Source organism: Shewanella oncorhynchi, assembly GCF_012584455.1.
GTDB classification, from domain to species: Bacteria; Pseudomonadota; Gammaproteobacteria; order Enterobacterales; family Shewanellaceae; genus Shewanella; species Shewanella oncorhynchi.
Genome location: NZ_JABAEB010000016.1, coordinates 1 through 18719, shown reverse-complemented (window position 1 = coordinate 18719; position 18719 = coordinate 1). Strand labels below are relative to the sequence as shown.

The following is an 18719-nucleotide window of genomic DNA, read 5'->3' as shown; positions in this document are numbered from 1 at the left end:
AAGATAAGCACTTGACGTAAGGTTATAAGATTAATGGTTAAGGTTAATTACCACGAACGCCCGCCGCTAAGGGCTTAAAACGGAAAATATAATAAGGTGGACTGTTTTCAGCTTTGCCATTGTTTAATGGTGCCGATAACGGTAATTGTGCAGCCCCAGAGTACAAATAACCTTGCTTGCCATAACTCACACCGTCGGGCCAAACCATACGTTCATCATGGACATATGTGCGATACTGGCGAGAATCAGCAGGGATCACACCAATGGCCCGCTCTCCCACTTCTGTTAGATACAAATTATTCGCTTCATCAATACTTAAGCCACCGTTGTCGGGCTTATCGGCATAAGCCTCCACTTTGGCAGAGAGTGCCGCAGGCGTTAACGAAGGATTGATGAGATCTGTCATCCGCACACGGTAAACTTTGTCTTTATTCATCGGGGCAAAGTAGAGCCATGTTTGGGTTTTATCTAAAGCAATGCCATCGGCACCCACATAGACTTCAATCTGCTTTCTATCTTTTGAGTTTTTATCGATAATCAGTGGCCGCTGTAAGTCTGGCATCACACTGTTATCACCCTGTAATAGGCGCCGACTTTTCCCTGTATTTAAGTCCACAACTACCAGCGCAGCCTTTTCACCAATGGGACCCGTGCCAATCCCCTCATCGGCAATCACAATCGCTTGATATCGAGATGAGATAACAAAGTCATTATGTTGTGACTCAGGAAGAGAGACTGGCGCGGGCAAATGAATAATGCGATCTAATTGGTTTTTCTTGGTATCCCACGCCACTAATTTAGGCTCAATACGTGGCGCCTGCTGGCCAGAATCTAATAGCCACACTCTGTCTTGATCGTCGGTTCGCAGCCCCAACACCCAATTAAGGCAAGTATCAGGTTCTTTCGCTTTACCCTGCGGATCATGGCATTGCTGCCAATCCGAATTAGGAAATGGCTTAGTACTACCATCCGCTAAAAGTTCAGCCACCTTAATATTAGGTTGATAGAAAGGGTGATAACTGAAAATCAATCGTTCATCTGATGTGAAAGTAATACCGCCCACAGCCCCATCAAGTTCGGCAAAGACTTCCATTTTTGCCAGCGGCTCAGTCTGTGTCGCCCATGAGTGAGAACACAACAAACTGGTTGCCAGTAGAGTAAAAGCCTTTGATAACATTGGGTATGTAATGCGCGTAGATAATATGGTCATCTTCATTCCTCCTAACGTGGGCCAGCTAAAAGCGTTAAACTTGCTTCGCCTAATCTATGCTGCCAAAGATAGAATCCCACCAAAGCGGGTGTTGATCCCTTGTCTATCGGCAACTGCGCCACATCCAAAGCATGCACTGTCCATACATAGCTGTGTTCACGTCCCTCTGGTGGACAAGGTCCAAAGAATCCAGGTTTACCTAAATCGGTATTAGCTTCAATGGCACCACTGGGTAGTGCTCCGCCATTCACACCACCTGCGAGAGTCGACACCTGTGCCGGAATGTCATACACAACACGGTGCCAAAAACCACTGCCAGTAGGCGCATCTTTATCATATAAAGTGACAGCAAAGCTCTTGGTACCGGCAGGTACATTTTGCCAAGTTAAACGCGGCGCAATATTTTCGCCCGAACAACCAAATTGATTCCAATAATACTCAGGAGGGAACCTTGAATTATCAGCTAAATTACTTTCGAGACTAAACGCAGAGGCACTGTCGTCAGCCATAACGTAATTAATACTGGCGGCCAAAGCGACAGTCACCAAGAGAGTATTTTTAAAAGAGGAGAAATAAGGCGATTTCATAATGTGCTGAACCCATTTTTGAACTGTCCTAGAACAGTCATTAACCATTGATTTGAGAATGTGGGTTAGCATATCAATCAAATTATGATTGATAAGGCGTATTTGGTTGATATGAGTTTCAAAAAATATTGGATAATCTCAACATGCTTCTCAGTTATTTTTAAGTTATGGTACTTTCAGCAAAAATAATGCAAAAAAGTAACAGCCACACGACTAAGATATGTTCTTAACACAATAATATAACGAGGATTCGCTATGATTAAAGCGGCTTATCAACCTTGGTTTCCCGTGAACAGAAACCTAAAGCCACACCCAAACCTGAGTTGCAGATTAGACCATTTATCTTTAACCATACTGTGGCAGGAACTTGATAACGATGCATTCACGATGGAATTGTATTTCCCAACGATTTCAGGAATACAAGTAATTGATGAGTCAAGTTATCAAACCTTCTTAGATAACATAAATGATAAATTTAGTGATATTCAACATGATGATAAAAGCAATACGCCATTCCCTATTGATTCAGATTTAAATATCACAAATCAATCCAATGCCGATTATTTTTCTTTACCTTGGCCAATATGGAAGTCGGTAAAAAATGCACGCCGTCCTTATTATGGTGAATTAGGCGAACATATTTACCAAGACCTATACAGTTATTATATGGTGGGCGCCGATAGTGTCTACTTGATCGATACTGATGTAGAACCTACAGTCAATGTCTTATCTTGTTAACTATGAAGTTAATCGCTGTTAACCGAACAACTGCAGAATTAATCACAATGGGGTTAGTGAGCATATTGTTAATAATAACTACAATATGCTTTTTGCGTGAAATATCGCCAGCCAACACAACCGATTACATTTAAAGAGAGCAAGTTCAAAATAAGCAGATTGGCTAAATCCGCCGTTTTCATTACACTATCGACCTTCTCATCTTCACCCAAGAATGACCAAACCATGCCTGATTTTGCCTTACTCGCTGTGTTTATCCCGACTTTTTTCTTTGTTTCTATCACGCCGGGCATGTGCATGACACTCGCCATGACACTGGGTATGAGCATAGGTGTGCGCCGCACCCTGTGGATGATGTTGGGTGAACTGGTTGGGGTGGCGTTAGTGGCCACGGCCGCCGTGATGGGCGTTGCCAGTATCATGCTCAACTATCCCGAAATCTTTCAAATCTTCAAATGGGTTGGCGGAATTTATTTAGGCTTTATCGGCGTACAGATGTGGCGCGCGCGCGGCAAGATGACCATATTAAGTGATGATGACACTAACCCCAGAGCCAGCAATTTCACCTTGATCTCTCAAGGCTTTATTACCGCCATTGCCAATCCTAAAGGTTGGGCATTTATGGTGTCGCTATTGCCCCCTTTTATCAATGCCGAGCGCGACGTCGCGCCGCAGCTCCTCGCCTTACTGAGCATTATCATGGTGACCGAATTTACCTCTATGCTCGCCTACGCCAGTGGTGGCAAAAGCCTGCGCATCTTCTTGAGCCGTGGTGATAATATTCGCTGGTTAAACCGCATTGCGGGCAGCCTAATGATAGGCGTAGGAGTTTGGTTAGCCATGAGCTAACGGTTTGAACTAACCGCTTAAATGTAACCCGATCTACCTAAAATGAGCCCAATAAAGTCCCGTTAACTCGGTCTTTATGAAGGCGCTTTTTGTAGGGCAACACATCCTGCATCTGCGCCATATATTGCTGCATTTGCAGTGTTTCTTGCTCAACAAAGTCAGCAATCGCCGCCTTAAATCCCAAATGGGCGATGTTATGGTAGGAATACATTGCTACGGGTTCAAAGCCACGCAGCACCTTATGTTCCCCCTGTGCGCCCGCATCAAACACTTGAAACTCATGTTCAATACAATATTGAATACCTTGATAATAACAGGCCTCAAAATGTAAACCGTCGAGCTCAACCGTCGTCCCCCAATAACGACCATATAAGCATTTCTGCCCTCGGGTATTCTCACCTTTTAAATACAAGGCGCCAGCGACCATCTCGCCCTTTGCATCTTCAACCACCAAGAGTAGGACTTGCGCAGCGAGTTGTGCCCCCAACTGCTGAAAAAAGGTTGGCGTTAAATAGCCGCGATGACCGGAGCGTTTAAGGTAAGTTAATTGATAACATTGGATAAACGTCTGCCATTGCGAAGCGGTGATCTGCTCCCCTTCGACAAACTGAAACTTAAGATTAAAAGGCTGTAACTGCGCCCGCTCCTTCAAGATATTTTTACGCTTACGGGAACTAAAGCCCGCCAGAAAATCATTAAAATCCCGATAACTGCGATTATGCCAGTGGAACTGAGTACCTAAGCGTTTTAACAGCGAATTTGGCAAACTTTCAAATAACGGCGTTTGTGTTGGGGTAACAAACAGGCTGTGCCATGAGGAAATCGGGCTGTCGCCCTGCTCTGGCCCATTAAGAATAGCTTCCTTAAGTACGAGATTATCCTGCGCTGATATTAGTCGGCGATTCAATGTCATCAGCAGTAATGCCGCCACGCGCAGTTGCTCGGCGCGCTCTACTGCGGGATGAATGCCCATCCGTTGACCTTGCACTGGGGTAAAAGGGATCGCATTCACCCATTTGGGATAGTAATCGAGCCCATGGCGCTCATAGGCTTCGGCCCACGCCCAATCGAACACATACTCACCGTAGGAATGGGATTTTTGGTACAAGGGCATGACGGCAATAAGTGGGAACTGATTGAAGTGCTTAGCCGTTTGCACACTGATAAACCCTCCTTCAGCCAAAGGCGACAAGTTTTTATCCTTGCTGGCAACATCATTTAATGTGTCACCCGCATCGAACACGCATAAATGTCGAGGCGTCCAACCAGTTGCAGTGCAGGCGGAACGGCTTTGCTCGAGTGCCAACAGAAACTCATGGCGGCAAAAGGGATTCGCCTCACCCATGGCAGCATTCCACGCACTGGCCGAAATATCCGACATTGAGCTCGCAAAAGCCAAAATAAGCTGTCTCATTGGGTAAATTATCGTCCTTTACTGGTGTGAACAAGTATACGAGGTTGCAATTAAGCCTAATTCTCGGCACATTGCATAGTCATAATTAAAATAAATTCAGGATTGAGTATGCGTCCAACAAGACCTTTTAGACCTCTTATTCTCGCCATTGCGATGGCGCTTCCCTTACTATCATCTCCCAGTCTGCTTGCCGATGAATCGCCAATTTTCAGCCAGATGGCCACCGCACAACCTGTGTGGGCTAAGCATGGCATGGTCGCAAGCCAAGAAGCTCTCGCCAGTCGCACCGGCGTTGAGATCCTAAAGCAAGGCGGTAATGCGGTTGACGCCGCCGTGGCTGTCGCCTTCAGTTTGGCAGTCACCTTACCCCGTGCAGGCAATATCGGCGGCGGTGGTTTTATGCTGGTGCATATTGCCAAAGAAAACAAAACCATCGCTATCGATTACCGTGAAATGGCCCCTTCTAAAGCCAAGAAAAACATTTTCCTCGACGAAAATGGCGACGCAGTTGAAAAACTGAGCCGTGAACACGGTCTTGCCGTGGGTGTGCCAGGGACAGTGATGGGCATGAGCTTAGCCCTTGAAAAATATGGCACTATGACTCTCGCCCAAGTCGCTGCGCCCGCGATTAAAATGGCGCAGGAAGGTATCAGCATAACGCCAGATCTTGCCCAATCCCTTGCAGGCCTAAAACGCCGCATGGCCCAATGGCCAACAACAGCAGCTATCTTCTACAAAGCCGACGGCAGTGACTATCAAGTTGATGATATTCTTAAACAACCTGAGCTTGCCCATTCGTTAAGTCTTATCGCTGAAAAAGGCACCAAAGGATTCTACGAAGGAGAAACCGCCACTAAGCTCATCAATGCGGTGAAAGACGCTGGCGGCATTATGACCTTAGACGACCTTAAAAATTATAAGGTAGTGGAACGTGAACCCGTGCGCGGCGAATACCGTGGCTATGAGGTTGTGTCTATGCCACCGCCATCATCGGGCGGTGTACACATCATAGAAATGCTCAACGTATTGCAGCAATTCCCAATAGATAAACTCGGCCACAATACCGCCCAGACGATTCATCTGATGGCAGAAACCATGAAGTACGCCTATAGCGATCGCAGCGAATACTTAGGCGATCCCGACTTTTATAAGGTGCCCGTCAGAGCCTTAACCAGTAAGGACTACGCCCAAAAAATCGCCAGCCAAATTGCGATGAATAAGGCTACACCGAGCGCTGAAATCAAGCCCGGCAAGCTCGCGCCCTATGAGAGCGATCAAACCACTCACTTCTCGGTAGTCGATAAATGGGGTAATGCAGTCTCTAATACTTACACCTTAAACTTCAGCTACGGCTCAGGTTTAGTGGCTAAGGGAACAGGGATTCTGCTCAATAACGAGATGGATGATTTCTCTGCCAAACCCGGCGTGCCAAACGGCTATGGTTTAGTAGGCGGTGATGCCAATGCGGTCGAAGGCAATAAGCGCCCACTCAGCTCAATGAGCCCAACAATAGTGATGAAGGATGGCAAACCCTTCCTTGTCACTGGCAGTCCAGGTGGTTCGCGCATTATCACCACCACACTGCAGATCATCATGAATGTGATCGATCATGGATTAAACATTGCCGAAGCCAGTAATGCGGCGCGGGTTCACCATCAATGGCAACCCGATGAATTGCGAGTCGAGTCCAGCTTTAATCGCGATACCATTTCCCTACTCGAAGCCAAAGGCCACAAAGTGAAAGTACAATCCGCTATGGGCAGCACACAATCAATCATGGTGACCGAACAAGGAATTTTTGGTGCGTCTGATCCACGCCACTCGGGTAGCGAAGCCATCGGCTACTAGCATCCCCATGATGCCGATTTTAGTGAAAGAGATGAGTGTAAAGAGATGAGTGAGAGAAATAGGTGGATGAGATAAAAGGATCTATGACCTAATTCGGTCTAGGTCATAAACCCTGAGTAAAGCTTGTACTTTCACTCAACGAATACAAACTTGCAATCAAAAAGCCCTGCTATACATCACTGTATAAGCAGGGCTTTTTATTATTTTTAATTACACCTTATCATGCTGATTTACATTAACTTTTAATTTGATGAAGCGACAGGTGAGTCATGAAGTATCTACTGAGACCTAAAGCACTTATGTACAAAATCCATTGCTAAACTGTAATGTCAGTTATTGGGATCTTAGCCTTGGCTGGTATCCATTCATATAGGCTTGCCATGGCATTCACTCACCGACACGCAGCGAGTCCGTCCTTGGATGCTCGACCGCCCCATCCATGGGGCGGACGGTCGTCTCGCCAATCACCATGGCACACCTTTCGAGCATTCGCGTAATCTGTAGATTTAAAAGCGTTACGCAGCACGCTTTTGGACATTTTTGTGCCACAAAGTACCAACTGTTCCAGTTGATAGAAACGCCATAAGCAGCCAGAGGGGTAGAACTCTTTAGCTTCGAAGCTAGCAATTTGGACCGTCATACTTCTGGTCAAATATCATAAATACTCTATTGTTAACTCTTTCAATCCAGTCGAGAATATTAGTCATATTCTCGTCTTCACAATCAATCCGTCTCAACCATAGCCTGTATGACTCATTGCAAAATTTGAGTGTGGGGCAGATATATCTTATGTCGGCTGGATGATAAAAAGGGTATACAGAGAATGTTTCATCCTCATTCTTTTGAAGACACCAGTCCATAGACTCGTTCCAAGAACCATGAATAGACTCAGACATCATCCCGTAAGTGTACTTGTATAGCTCCTCGTCTGAAATTTCCTTAAATATGTCGAAAAAGCTCTTCCCTTGAAGCTTCCATCGATTTTTCTTCTGTACCTTGAAGTCCTCTTCCGTGAAGCCTTCCAAGTCCATTTTTTCTTGAACTGACTTCAGAAGCCGTTTTCCCGCCTTGGTCTCAAAAAATCTAGAGCCTTCTTTTAACTCACGAAGTATTCTCAATCTGTCTTTGTATGAGCACTTTCTGTAATCCTCAACTACATCAGGTTCACTTAATAACAAATATTCGGCAGTTACTGCTGCTTCGATTAGCGGCCTTTCTAAAATACTTATAATTTCTGCATTATCCTGTTCGTAGTAGAATACAACTTCCTTGAGTAGCTTCCAGATCCTCGTTAGTAACCCCAAAATAGGAGCATCTTCTAAGTTGAAGCCAGTAGGATTACGCTCGATGTTTCGAACCCTTGTAATGCAATCATAAATCTCGGCCACATCCTTTACGAAAGTACCCGTAAATCTATTTATGTCTTCTAGCGTTCTTAAACTGTCGCCAACATATACTTCGTCGTATCGACTTATGATTTTTTCTATTTCGTCCAAGCGAATTCGGTCCTGTTTGGTAATGTTCTCTCAATGCAGTAGTCACATTACATGCATTAGTAAAAGTTGGTCAAATGGCGGGTTAGCTAAATGAAAGTCAACAATAGGGTAAGAAGGAATGGGGCATAGGCTTTTTAGCTAAACGAACAGCGAAAGGGTCAGTGAGGATTGGCATTGTTGCAACAGTGACCGTTGGCGGCATGGATGCCGCCGTCGAGCCTATATGGATATATTTACGGCGAGTCACTGGGGAAACAATGACAATTCATCCAGCACAACTGACGATATAACTCACTCTAAGATTTAACCGCCGTTTCCGTATGAACCTTTAATACTCAGAACAGTTTATTGCTCCCTACACTTTTGTGTCATCCCAAAATAACTTTAACAAAGAGCACTATTTCACCGCCGATAGCTCGATAAATGCTGCGGTGTACATTTTTAGGTTCAGCATAAATTGCTTATGGGCGATGAACTCTTTTTCGGTATGGCCTGTGTATTCCACGCCCAGCATCGCTTGGGCAAAACTTAAAGCAATGTGGAATAATTTACTGTTCGTTGAGCCGCCAATTGCAATGGGTTTAGGGCCGACTAAGCCAAAAAAACGTGCCTGAGACGCGATAATATCCTCGCCCAGTTTGCCATCATTTTTTGCTTAAAAGCCTGAAACAAAACATTTGTTACAAACTAAACACAAAATCGATGGAACCCCTAGTCCGATACATGTTAAACAGTCACATTAAGCTTAATTTAATGGTTTTAGCCGCACGTAGACTTCAATTTTTTCTTGAAATCCAAGGCCATCATCATGCAAACATCCATAACAATATCAACCTAACGGGGAACAAATAATGAAGGGACTAACCCTCAAACCGCAAGCCCTCACGCCACGCACTGCTAAGCTCACGCTAAGTGCTATCGCTTTAGCCTTAACTTTGGGCGCCTGTAGCACACAACAACCCGATGCCAGTGTTCAAGCAAGTGCGGCGCCAAATGCCGTGTCAGCGCAAATTATCAGCCAGAATGCGACGAATCCATTCTTTAAACCCTATGATACTTTTATGGAAATTCCGGCCTTCGATAAAATCAAGTCTGAGCATTTTCTCCCCGCATTTAAAGCGGGAATTGCTCAACAACACGAACAAATTCAAGCAATTGTTGATAATAAAGCCAAACCCACCTTCGCCAATACGATTGAAGCCATGGAGTTTTCTGGCGATCTAGTGACGCGCGTTTCTAACGTCTTCTTTAACCTGACGGGCGCGGATACGAATGAAGCATTGCAAGCACTCTCGAAAGAAGTGTCGCCTATGTTATCGTCCGCCGAAGACGATATTTTGCTTAATGACAAACTGTTTCAAAAAGTTAAAGCCGTCCACGACGCAAAAGACAACCTGAAGCTCAGCACAGCCCAAGCCAAATTACTGGAAGATACCTATAAATCTTTCACCCGTGGCGGCGCGAACTTAAGCGAGCCAGATAAAACCAAACTGCGCGCGCTGAACGAAGAGATCGGCAAACTCAATTTAACCTTTGGTGACAATCTATTAGCCGAAACCAATGCATTCGAATTAGTGGTTGATAGTAAAGCCGATCTCGCGGGTTTGCCCGCAGATGTGATTGCCACTGCCTTTGAAACCGCCAAAAAACGTGGCCACGAAGGCAAGTGGGTATTTACCACCTCTCGCCCTTCTATCACGCCTTTTTTAACCTATGCCGATAATCGCCAGTTACGTGAAAAACTCTACAAAGGCTATATCGAGCGCGGTAACAACAATAACGCCAACGATAACAAGATTATCCTCGCTAAGATTGCTGCCCTGCGTGCTGAACGTGCTCAACTGATGGGCTATAAAACCCATGCAGATTTCGTGTTAGAAGAACGCACAGCTAAAACACCAGAAAACGTCTACGGTTTACTCAATAAAGTATGGCCAGCGGCATTAGCCCAAGCCAAAAACGAAGTGGCTGATATGCAAGCTATGATTGACGCTCAAGGTGGCAATTTTAAGCTGCAAGCGTGGGACTGGGATTACTACGCCGACAAAATCCGTGTCGCTAAGTACAGCTTTAACGAGCAACAAACGCGCCCGTATTTCTCCCTCGACAGTACATTAAAAGGCGTGTTCTACACGGCTAACCGTTTGTACGGTTTAACCTTTAAAGAACGCACCGACTTGCCCAAATACAATGCAGAAGTTCGTACTTGGGAAGTTTACGATAAAGACGGCAAACTGATGGCCATCTTTATGGGTGACTATTTCACCCGTGACAGCAAACGTGGCGGCGCTTGGATGAACTCCTTCCGCAAGCAATACCATATGAATGGCGTTGATTCTAAACCTATTATTGTCAACGTATTAAACTACCCTCGCCCAGCGGGTAATGAGCCAGCGTTGCTGACCTTCGATGAAGCCAGTACCCTATTCCACGAATTTGGCCACGCACTACACGGCATGTTATCGAACGTCGAATATCGCTCACAAGGCGGCACCGCCGTACCTCGCGATTACGTTGAGTTCCCATCGCAAGTGAATGAAAACTGGATGACTCAGCCAGAAGTGTTAGCACAATTTGCCAAGCACTACAAAACCGGCGAAGTGATCCCGCAGGAGCTAGTGCAGAAAATCCAAGCGGCCAGTAAGTTCAACCAAGGTTTTTCTACCGTTGAATACATGGCGGCCACTAAACTCGATTTAGATTGGCACACACTGACCGACACAACGCCAAAGGATGCGGCCAAGTTTGAGGCGGACTCGTTAGCGGCAATGGGACTGATTGAGGAAATTAGCCCACGCTATCGCAGCACTTACTTCTCGCATATTTTCGCAGGCGGTTATTCAGCAGGCTACTACAGCTACCTCTGGTCGGATATTTTAGGTGCGGATGCTTTCGAAGCCTTTAAAGAAAACGGCATTTTCGACAAGGCCACTGCGGACTCCTTCCGTAACAATATCCTTTCGAAAGGCGGCAGCGATGATCCTATGCTGATGTATAAAAAATTCCGCGGTAAAGAAGCCGGTATCGAGCCGCTACTGCGTAGCCGCGGATTACTGGCCGAGTAACATAACATCATCCCTCTAAATTGAAGTTTTAAATATCATAAACAGGGAGCGAATACTCCCTGTTTTTATTTTACTGATACTAAATAGGGAAATAGCGAGAAAGGTCAAGATGACAGAGTACAGCTTGGCAGCTAACATCTTGGGAAAAAGATGTTACGGAACTTACGCCTAAACTTCTTAAATGCGGATTAGTAATAATGGTACGTTCCCGCTTCACATGTTAACCCACTATTATTCGCCACTTAGGCGGCATTAAATTTTCAATAGAGTTATATGATGAATATTGAGATGGTAGAAAAAGCAGATCATCTTAGTCTGCTCAATATTTGGGAAGCATCGGTGAGAGCAACCCATGACTTTTTAGCAGAAGAAGATCTACAGGAATTAAAGCCGTTGATCCTCGAACAATATTTTGACGCCGTTCACTTAAAGTGCGCTAAAAATGACAATGGAGAAATACTCGGATTCTGCGGGATACATGATGGCAATATTGAAATGCTGTTCATCTCACCTGACGCGCGCGGAAAAGGTATTGGTTCCATGCTAGCGACACATGCCATTAAAGAACTGGGAGCCACAAAGGTTGATGTTAATGAGCAGAATCAGCAAGCATTAGGTTTTTACCAGCATATTGGTTTTTCAGTAACGGGTCGCTCACCCGTTGATGGATAGGGTAAACCTTATCCGCTGTTGCATCTGGCGTTATATTCCATTGAGGGATTGTAGATGTATCCTGATTCAATCGATGAGAATAGGATTGGAGAGTATCCGGCGGAAACAAAATCAGGCGGCGGTTATTTCTATGATCAAGTCTTAGAATATCGTGTTTGGTGCCGCCCTTGGCAAGGTGCTCCAGATGAATTTGATGGTGAAATCTACTATTACGCATTTCATACTTATAATGAGGCTCTTGAATTTTCGAATGAAACTGACGGGTCTGAAGCGCCTTTAGTACTTGTTAAACAGCTTGAATGGATTGATGAACCAGAAGCAGGAAAATTCATTCATAAAACAGGTGAACGCCTAACAGAATGGAGGGTTGAGTGGCTATTAGAGAGTCAACGTAAGGAGGACACTATTGCTAACTTTATAAGCGACAATCAAACATAACAATTTAATCAATAAAAAATAGTTTAAGACTGTCTTTCGACAACATTTCAACAAACTATTTTGGAGCTGTGATTAGGAGCGTTACCTGTAGATTTTTCGTCCTCTAAACTTCCTGTCTTGAAACAAAAAATGGTTAATAAATCCGCCCCAACATCAATAAAAAAAGGCTTGTTAGGTTTCCCTAACAAGCCTTTATCTTTTTACCATTAATCAATTAATCGACTAAACCGCGGCGCTTTAACAGTGCCTCTGTTGTCGGTTTTTTACCAGTAAAATGAATATAATCTTGCATGAGATCTTCACTGTTACCTTTAGATAAGACTTCCTTACGGAATTTGTCACCATTATCGGCTTTTAAGCCACCTTGCTCACCCATATAGGCAAAGGCATCGGCGGCAAACACTTCGGTCCACAAATACGCGTAATAACCTGCGGAATAACCACCGGAGAAGGCATGGCTAAAGTAGCTCGACTTATAACGGGGTGGTATTGGCGCAAAATCGAGGCCGTGTTTAGCTAGCACTTGGTGCTCAAACTTCTCTACATCGCTAATTTGAGTGTCGGCGCTGATAGAGTGCCATTCCATATCTAACAAGGCCGCTGACAGGTACTCAACGGTATCAAAACCTTGGCCAAACTTATTTGCCGCTAAGATTTTATCAAGCAGCGCCTTAGGAATTGGCTCACCCGTTTTGTAGTGTTTGGCATAGTTAGCAATCACAGCAGGGTCGATATTCCAATCTTCGTTAACCTGTGATGGGAACTCAACAAAGTCACGTGCGGTTGATGTGCCAGCCACGCTTGGGTATTTCACCTGCGAGAATAAACCGTGTATTGCATGGCCAAATTCATGGAACAGAGTGGTCACTTCATCGAAGGTCATTAGCGTTGGGCCATCGGCTGGCTTAGGAATATTAAGCGCGTTATAGACTACGGGCTTAGTGCCGAGCAGACCGCTTTGGGTGACGAACTCATCCATCCACGCGCCGCCGCCTTTGCCTTCACGGGCATACGGGTCTAGGTAGAATAAGCCAATAGAACTGTTATCTTTATCAAAGACTTCAAAGGCTAAAACATCGGAATGCCACACAGGTAAATCGGTACGCGGTTTTAAGCTGATGCCATACAATTTATGCATAGCGAAAAACAGCCCGTCTTTCAGTACAGTATTAAACTCGAAATAAGGCTTGATACTGCTTTCGTCGAGATCGTATTTCTCTTTACGCACTTTGTCGGCGTAATAAGCCCAATCCCAAGGTTGCAGTTCGAAATCACCGCCCGCCTTTTTGATTTCAGCTTGAATATCAGCCGCTTCCACTTTGGCACGTGCTAAGGCTTTTGGTGCTAAATCGTCAAGGATTTCATACACAGCGGCTGGGGTTTTCGCCATTTGATCGGCAACCGCATAGGATGCCCAAGTATCGAACCCCAGTAAATTGGCTTTTTTAGCCCGAATTTGCGCCATTTTAACAATCAATGGGCCATTAGTTGCAACAGCTCTGTGCGCCGAGGTTTCCCACACTTTTTGGCGAAGTTCACGGTTGCTCAGACTAGAAAGCACAGGTTGGCGAGTCGTGTTCACTAAGGTAATCAAATAGCCCTCTTTTCCAGCAGCTTTGGCCGCTGCGGCTAAGGTGGCGATTTCGCTGTCAGATAAACCGGCTAACTGGGTTTTATCGGTCACAACAATCACATCATCTTTAAATGATTTTAAGCTGTTTTGTGAAAAGTCCGTCGCTAAGGTTGCAAGCTCGGCGTTAAAGTCGCGCATTTTAGCTTTATCTTCAGCCGACAATTTCGCGCCAGCGCGAACAAACTGCTCATAATAGTATTCAACTAAACGCTGATCTTCCGCATTTAAGCTGCTTTTTTGTTGATATACCGCTTCAACACGGGCAAATAACGTTGGATCGAGATAAATATTATCGCGATGGGCAGATAGCTTAGGTGCAAGATCCGCTTCGGTTTTCTGAAAATTATCATCAGAAATCAGACCTGCGAGATTAAAGAAGGTACGCGATACGCGCGTTAACAATTCACCTGAGGTTTCCATGGCGAGAATGGTATTGTCAAAACTAGCCGCCTGTTTGTTATTCACAATCGCAGCGATTTCTGCATCGTGAGCTTTAATGCCCTGCTCGAAGGCGGGAGCATAATCTGCGGACTGAATAAGATTAAATTGCGGCGCTTGATCTTGCAGTAGACTCTTGCTCAGCAGCACATTAGTTGTTTCGGCTTTGACGGCGGATTGAGTCGCAACGGCATTTTTGGCTTCATTGGTGCTTACATCAGGCTTGTCTGAACAAGCGCCAAGTAACAATGCCGCAGCTACGGCTGTGGTAATAACGGACTTACGCATATTAACTCCCTTGGATGTTGCTGCCCTTTCGATTGTATTTTTAAGGTGAAAGGTGCGCGCAAATGGATTTTGGCTTTCGGTTTACAACAGTCTGTTTTAACGAACTTCTGTAGCTTCGTACGTCAATTTCGATGAACTACCTTAACAAGTTACGCGCATTTCAGCCAAGTTTTACCCGCCCAGAGCGCAGCTTATTTGTATCACTTTATGTGTATTACCCGTCTAAATAAGCCTATGCCAACGCTACGCTAAACCTAACTCACCTCAATCAAGCCAAGAGACATGCGCGCATAAGTGATCAACATTGGCTAAAATTTGATGTAAAAGAATTATTTAAAACAATTCTACTGAAGTTTTACGTCAAATATCCCCGACATAGACAAGGGGCTGAGCAAATAAAATGCCATTCCAATAACAAATATTAATTCTTCTTAATAAACTGTTTACTGTAATTATTTAAACATTGATGTAACAAATAAACAGGCTAAACGGCTCACTATTTAGGCAAGCAAACCTTGAGTCACAATTTGAAACAGCTTTTCTCCGATTAATGTCACATTCAGATCATCAAATGTCTTTATAATTCCCGCTCGTTAACTTAGCAGCAAATTAACCTAACAGTTAAATTACGCCGAATTAACGGGATGATGGGCATGTTCTTTTACGGAACATGCATTGGGGTCAAATAAATATAAATAGAGATAACTATGTTAAATAAGAAAATACTCGCAGTGATGATCACTGCCGCCCTTGGTGCCAGCGCCTGTAATTCTGATGACGACAAAGTCGTTCAAGCCGATTTACGGGTACTCGAAACCACAGATCTGCACACAAATATCATGGATTTCAACTACTACAGTGGCAAAAATGACCCAACTATCGGTCTAGCCCGTACTGCAAGCTTAATCCACGCTGCACGCAACGAAGCCAAAAACAGCGTACTCGTCGACAACGGCGATCTACTACAAGGCAGCCCAATGGGCGATTACATGGCTAAAGTTGGCCTGCAAATGGGTGATATTCATCCAGCCTATAAAGCCATGAACCTATTAGATTATGAAGTCGGTAATATCGGTAACCATGAATTTAACTATGGTTTAGATTTCTTAAATAAATCCATTAGTGGTGCAGATTTCCCTTATATCAACTCAAACGTTTATTGCGCCGACGATAATGGTTGCTGGAATGAGGTTAAAAAAGGTGAGCATTTATTCACCCCTTATATCATCAAACAAAAAAATATTATCGACAATGAAGGTAATAATCAAACCATTAACATTGGTTATATTGGTTTTGTGCCACCGCAAATTCTATTGTGGGATAAACAAAATCTGACGGGTAAAGTGACGGTCGAAGATATTATTGAAACCGCGAAAAAATATGTCCCCGAAATGAAAGCAAAAGGGGCCGATATCATTATCGCCATTCCTCACTCTGGTATTGGTTCAACGGAAAATCCTGGCGATCCTATGGCTGAAAACGCCACTTACGCTTTGACTTATGTTGATGGTATCAATGCGATTCTATTCGGCCACAGCCACTCTATCTTCCCTGATGCTAAGTATGCCGACTTACCCAATACCGACGTCACTAAAGGCCTACTGAACGGCGTCCCCGCAGTGATGCCAGGTCGTTGGGGTGATAACTTAGGGGTTGTTGACTTTAAACTTGAACGTAGAGATGGCAAATGGCATGTCCTTAGTGCCAAAACGCAAGCTCGCCCCATATATAATGGTGCAACTAAGGAAGAGTTAGTTAGCCAAGATCCCGCAATTAAAGATGCAGTCGCAGCCGAGCACCAAGGCACCCTCGCCTTTGTGGATGAACCTATCGGCGTTGCCGCAGCCGACATGTACAGCTTCCTTACCTTAGTGCAGGACGACCCTACGGTACAAATCGTTTCCGATGCGCAAATCGCTAACGTGAAAGCGAAATTACCTGCAGCATTAAAAGGTCTGCCAGTGCTATCAGCCTCCGCACCCTTTAAAGCGGGCGGTCGCCACGGTACAACCAGTGATGCCGATCAATTTGTGCAAGTTGATAAAGGCCCACTGACCTTTAAAAACGCCGCCGATCTGTACCTGTATCCCAATACTATGGTGGCAGTCAAAGCGACGGGCGCCGAATTGAAAGATTGGCTCGAGTGCTCAGCGAACCAGTTCAATCAAATTGACCCTGCAAAAACCACTCCACAAGGTTTAATCAATTGGGATGGTCATCCAACCTACAACTTCGACGTACTGGATGGCTTAACCTATAAAATTGATGTGACCCAACCAAGCAAGTTTGACCGCGATTGCGCCGTCGTTAATGCCAACGCAAACCGTATCGTTGATTTAAGCTATAAAGACGAAAACGGCAAAGTCATCACAGGTGAAGAATTTGCCGCGAAAGAGTTTATCGTTACCTCAAATAACTACCGCGCCTTTGGGGGTAAGTTTGCTGGTACGGGTAGCGACCATGTGGTGCTTGAACTGCCCGATACTAACCGTGAAGCACTAGCTGCTTATATCACAGCGCAATCTCAGTACAACGAAACCACAGGCAAGTACGAAGCTATGGTCAATCCAAGTGCCGATTACAACTGGGATTTCAAAACCATCACTACCAACGTCACATTAGACATTCGCTTCGAAACCCAAGACAGTGACAAAGCCGCTGCCTTTATCGAAGCCAATAAACAACGTGAAATGAAGAAGATCGGTAAGGATGAACTGGGTTTCGCCGTTTATAGCATCAACCTAACCAAATAAGCGTTCAATCCCGAAATATCATGCTCAAAAAGGCTCCTCGTGAGCCTTTTTTATTCCCTACAGATTAAATTAACGCTAATCTGCGATCTATAAACGGCGTGTCGCCATTTAGTTCATCATGCTCCACACTAAAGGTTAAACCTGCTTTGTGTCGCCAAATATCTGCCTTATTATTTAGCGGCGTCCTCGCAACAACAGAGAAAGCTTATGAAATATCAATCAATCTTATGTGCCACGGCATTAGTGCTGGGGACTGTGCAGCCAGCAACGGCCAATGTTCATCTCAATCTGCCTAAAAATGCTGAAGTGTTAACGGTCAATGCCAAGCCAGCCGTAAAGAGTGGCGATCTCGTTTTAGCCGATGGGACCAATCAGATTGCCTTCCGTTATGCCGCGCAATATCGACAACAAGCTGACTCAGTGCATTATCTCTCCGACGTGCTCATCGTCCGTTTTGATGCGTCAGCACAAACACTCACGCTGACACTTCCCGCCATCAACTCAGCCAGAGATGCAAAGAAATTTGATGAGTCACCTAAGCTGACACTATTAAATGCTCAAGATGAAGCAGTGGGTTTTACCAGTGATAAATTGATTAAGAATGGCATTCAACTGGGACGGGATTTCGAACACGAGATACTGCAGTACAACCTTAGCAATCATCCGGCTTCATTAAATCTCACTATGAATACCGCAACAACGCAAGCAAGCGACGCCATTGCACCAGTATTGGCAAGCCAGCCGCAAATACACCAAACATCAGCAGCCACAGCGAACAATGATAAGGCTCAGCAAATCACTCCAGCGACGACACCTAGCCAAGCTGAAATCAGTCAAATGCTGGATTACTGGTACAAACAAGCTAACGACAATACCAAAGCCAGCTTCAAAGCTAAAATCAACAAAGAGTGACCCATAAAGCACGCAAGCGTTGAAGAGAGTATTTGTCCTCTAACCATCAACATTGCTTCAGCTATCTATTTCAGACCGCCAGCTTAGTGTCACTATGAACTGGCGGCTCTATTACAGTTCTTAGAATTAGAACTTAGTAAAACTTAAGCTCATTAAGAAAGCGTTCAGTAAACCCATTACCACTTCACAGCTTAATGTAATTTAAGCCTATCAATGTCCTAACCAATAAAGCCCTTTCAAAAATACTAAAACGTGCAAATTGCAGACGCAAAAAAGCCAGCTTATTCAGCTGGCTTCGTTGCATCTCAATGAGATAATTAGGCGCTTGGCGATGACCTACTCTCACATGGGGGTGAAATCATCGCGCTATAAATACGG

General features: G+C 44.7%; 13 protein-coding genes and 1 pseudogene. 8 read left to right on the top strand and 6 right to left on the bottom strand.

Annotated features, from left to right (window positions below; translation table 11 throughout):
* Positions 1-43: 43 nt before the first annotated feature.
* The gene (locus tag HGO26_RS19815) at positions 44-1210 is read right to left on the bottom strand and encodes an L-dopachrome tautomerase-related protein (RefSeq protein WP_247651596.1); all 1167 of its coding nucleotides are present in this window, start codon (positions 1208-1210) and stop codon (positions 44-46) included.
* 11 nt (positions 1211-1221) lie between these two features.
* Positions 1222-1797, bottom strand: coding sequence for a YbhB/YbcL family Raf kinase inhibitor-like protein (locus HGO26_RS19810; RefSeq protein ID WP_168827397.1), 576 nt, complete (start codon positions 1795-1797; stop codon positions 1222-1224).
* Positions 1798-2052: 255 nt separating this feature from the next.
* On the opposite strand from HGO26_RS19810, the gene HGO26_RS19805 reads away from it, so the two are divergent.
* On the top strand, positions 2053-2535 hold the full coding sequence (locus HGO26_RS19805; RefSeq protein ID WP_168827395.1) for a hypothetical protein: 483 nt from the start codon (positions 2053-2055) through the stop codon (positions 2533-2535).
* A gap of 225 nt (positions 2536-2760) precedes the next feature.
* Positions 2761-3384 carry a LysE family translocator gene (locus tag HGO26_RS19800; RefSeq protein WP_168827393.1) on the top strand — a complete coding sequence of 208 codons (624 nt, stop codon included), beginning with the start codon at positions 2761-2763 and terminating at the stop codon, positions 3382-3384.
* A 37-nt stretch (positions 3385-3421) separates the two neighbouring features.
* Here the strand turns inward: HGO26_RS19800 and HGO26_RS19795 are convergent, their stop codons facing one another.
* Positions 3422-4798: a GNAT family N-acetyltransferase gene (locus tag HGO26_RS19795; RefSeq protein WP_168827391.1), complete on the bottom strand. Its 1377-nt coding sequence runs from the start codon at positions 4796-4798 to the stop codon at positions 3422-3424.
* 108 nt (positions 4799-4906) lie between these two features.
* On the opposite strand from HGO26_RS19795, the gene ggt reads away from it, so the two are divergent.
* On the top strand, positions 4907-6646 hold the full coding sequence (ggt, locus tag HGO26_RS19790) for a gamma-glutamyltransferase (protein ID WP_168827389.1): 1740 nt from the start codon (positions 4907-4909) through the stop codon (positions 6644-6646).
* Positions 6647-7266: 620 nt separating this feature from the next.
* On the opposite strand, the gene HGO26_RS19785 is transcribed toward ggt, so the two are convergent.
* Complete coding sequence (locus HGO26_RS19785; protein ID WP_168827387.1) at positions 7267-8142, bottom strand: DUF5677 domain-containing protein; 876 nt, start codon at positions 8140-8142, stop codon at positions 7267-7269.
* Positions 8143-8539: 397 nt separating this feature from the next.
* Positions 8540-8752, bottom strand: a pseudogene (locus HGO26_RS19780) (dipeptidase); the annotation flags it as partial.
* 241 nt (positions 8753-8993) lie between these two features.
* Between HGO26_RS19780 and HGO26_RS19775 the strand changes: the two are divergent.
* The 3 genes from HGO26_RS19775 (at position 8994) to HGO26_RS19765 (ending at position 12317) form a co-directional block, all read left to right on the top strand.
* Positions 8994-11207: a M3 family metallopeptidase gene (locus HGO26_RS19775; RefSeq protein ID WP_168827385.1), complete on the top strand. Its 2214-nt coding sequence runs from the start codon at positions 8994-8996 to the stop codon at positions 11205-11207.
* Between the two features lie 276 nt (positions 11208-11483).
* A complete protein-coding gene (locus HGO26_RS19770) occupies positions 11484-11879 on the top strand; it encodes a GNAT family N-acetyltransferase (RefSeq protein ID WP_168827474.1) in 396 nt (131 codons plus the stop codon).
* Between the two features lie 54 nt (positions 11880-11933).
* Entirely contained in the window at positions 11934-12317 is a 384-nt protein-coding gene (locus tag HGO26_RS19765) for a GCN5 family acetyltransferase (RefSeq protein WP_168827383.1), read from the top strand.
* A gap of 214 nt (positions 12318-12531) precedes the next feature.
* Here HGO26_RS19765 and HGO26_RS19760 read toward each other — a convergent pair whose 3' ends face one another.
* Positions 12532-14676: a M3 family metallopeptidase gene (locus HGO26_RS19760; protein WP_168827381.1), complete on the bottom strand. Its 2145-nt coding sequence runs from the start codon at positions 14674-14676 to the stop codon at positions 12532-12534.
* 707 nt (positions 14677-15383) lie between these two features.
* Here HGO26_RS19760 and HGO26_RS19755 point away from each other — a divergent pair.
* Together HGO26_RS19755 and HGO26_RS19750 are read left to right on the top strand one after the other, a co-directional pair.
* A complete protein-coding gene (locus HGO26_RS19755) occupies positions 15384-17429 on the top strand; it encodes a bifunctional 2',3'-cyclic-nucleotide 2'-phosphodiesterase/3'-nucleotidase (RefSeq protein ID WP_168827378.1) in 2046 nt (681 codons plus the stop codon).
* 207 nt (positions 17430-17636) lie between these two features.
* Positions 17637-18341, top strand: coding sequence for a DUF2057 domain-containing protein (locus tag HGO26_RS19750; protein WP_168827377.1), 705 nt, complete (start codon positions 17637-17639; stop codon positions 18339-18341).
* Positions 18342-18719: the final 378 nt, after the last annotated feature.

Bases quoted from the DNA above. Each gene is read 5' to 3' on its own strand.
- HGO26_RS19755 (WP_168827378.1), top strand. From the start codon at position 15,384: ATGTTAAATAAGAAAATACTCGCAGTGATGATCACTGCCGCCCTTGGT.
- HGO26_RS19760 (WP_168827381.1), bottom strand. From the start codon at position 14,676: ATGCGTAAGTCCGTTATTACCACAGCCGTAGCTGCGGCATTGTTACTT.
- HGO26_RS19750 (WP_168827377.1), top strand. From the start codon at position 17,637: ATGAAATATCAATCAATCTTATGTGCCACGGCATTAGTGCTGGGGACT.
- HGO26_RS19795 (WP_168827391.1), bottom strand. From the start codon at position 4,798: ATGAGACAGCTTATTTTGGCTTTTGCGAGCTCAATGTCGGATATTTCG.
- HGO26_RS19815 (WP_247651596.1), bottom strand. From the start codon at position 1,210: ATGACCATATTATCTACGCGCATTACATACCCAATGTTATCAAAGGCT.
- HGO26_RS19810 (WP_168827397.1), bottom strand. From the start codon at position 1,797: ATGAAATCGCCTTATTTCTCCTCTTTTAAAAATACTCTCTTGGTGACT.
- ggt (WP_168827389.1), top strand. From the start codon at position 4,907: ATGCGTCCAACAAGACCTTTTAGACCTCTTATTCTCGCCATTGCGATG.
- HGO26_RS19805 (WP_168827395.1), top strand. From the start codon at position 2,053: ATGATTAAAGCGGCTTATCAACCTTGGTTTCCCGTGAACAGAAACCTA.
- HGO26_RS19775 (WP_168827385.1), top strand. From the start codon at position 8,994: ATGAAGGGACTAACCCTCAAACCGCAAGCCCTCACGCCACGCACTGCT.
- HGO26_RS19765 (WP_168827383.1), top strand. From the start codon at position 11,934: ATGTATCCTGATTCAATCGATGAGAATAGGATTGGAGAGTATCCGGCG.
- HGO26_RS19770 (WP_168827474.1), top strand. From the start codon at position 11,484: ATGAATATTGAGATGGTAGAAAAAGCAGATCATCTTAGTCTGCTCAAT.
- HGO26_RS19800 (WP_168827393.1), top strand. From the start codon at position 2,761: ATGCCTGATTTTGCCTTACTCGCTGTGTTTATCCCGACTTTTTTCTTT.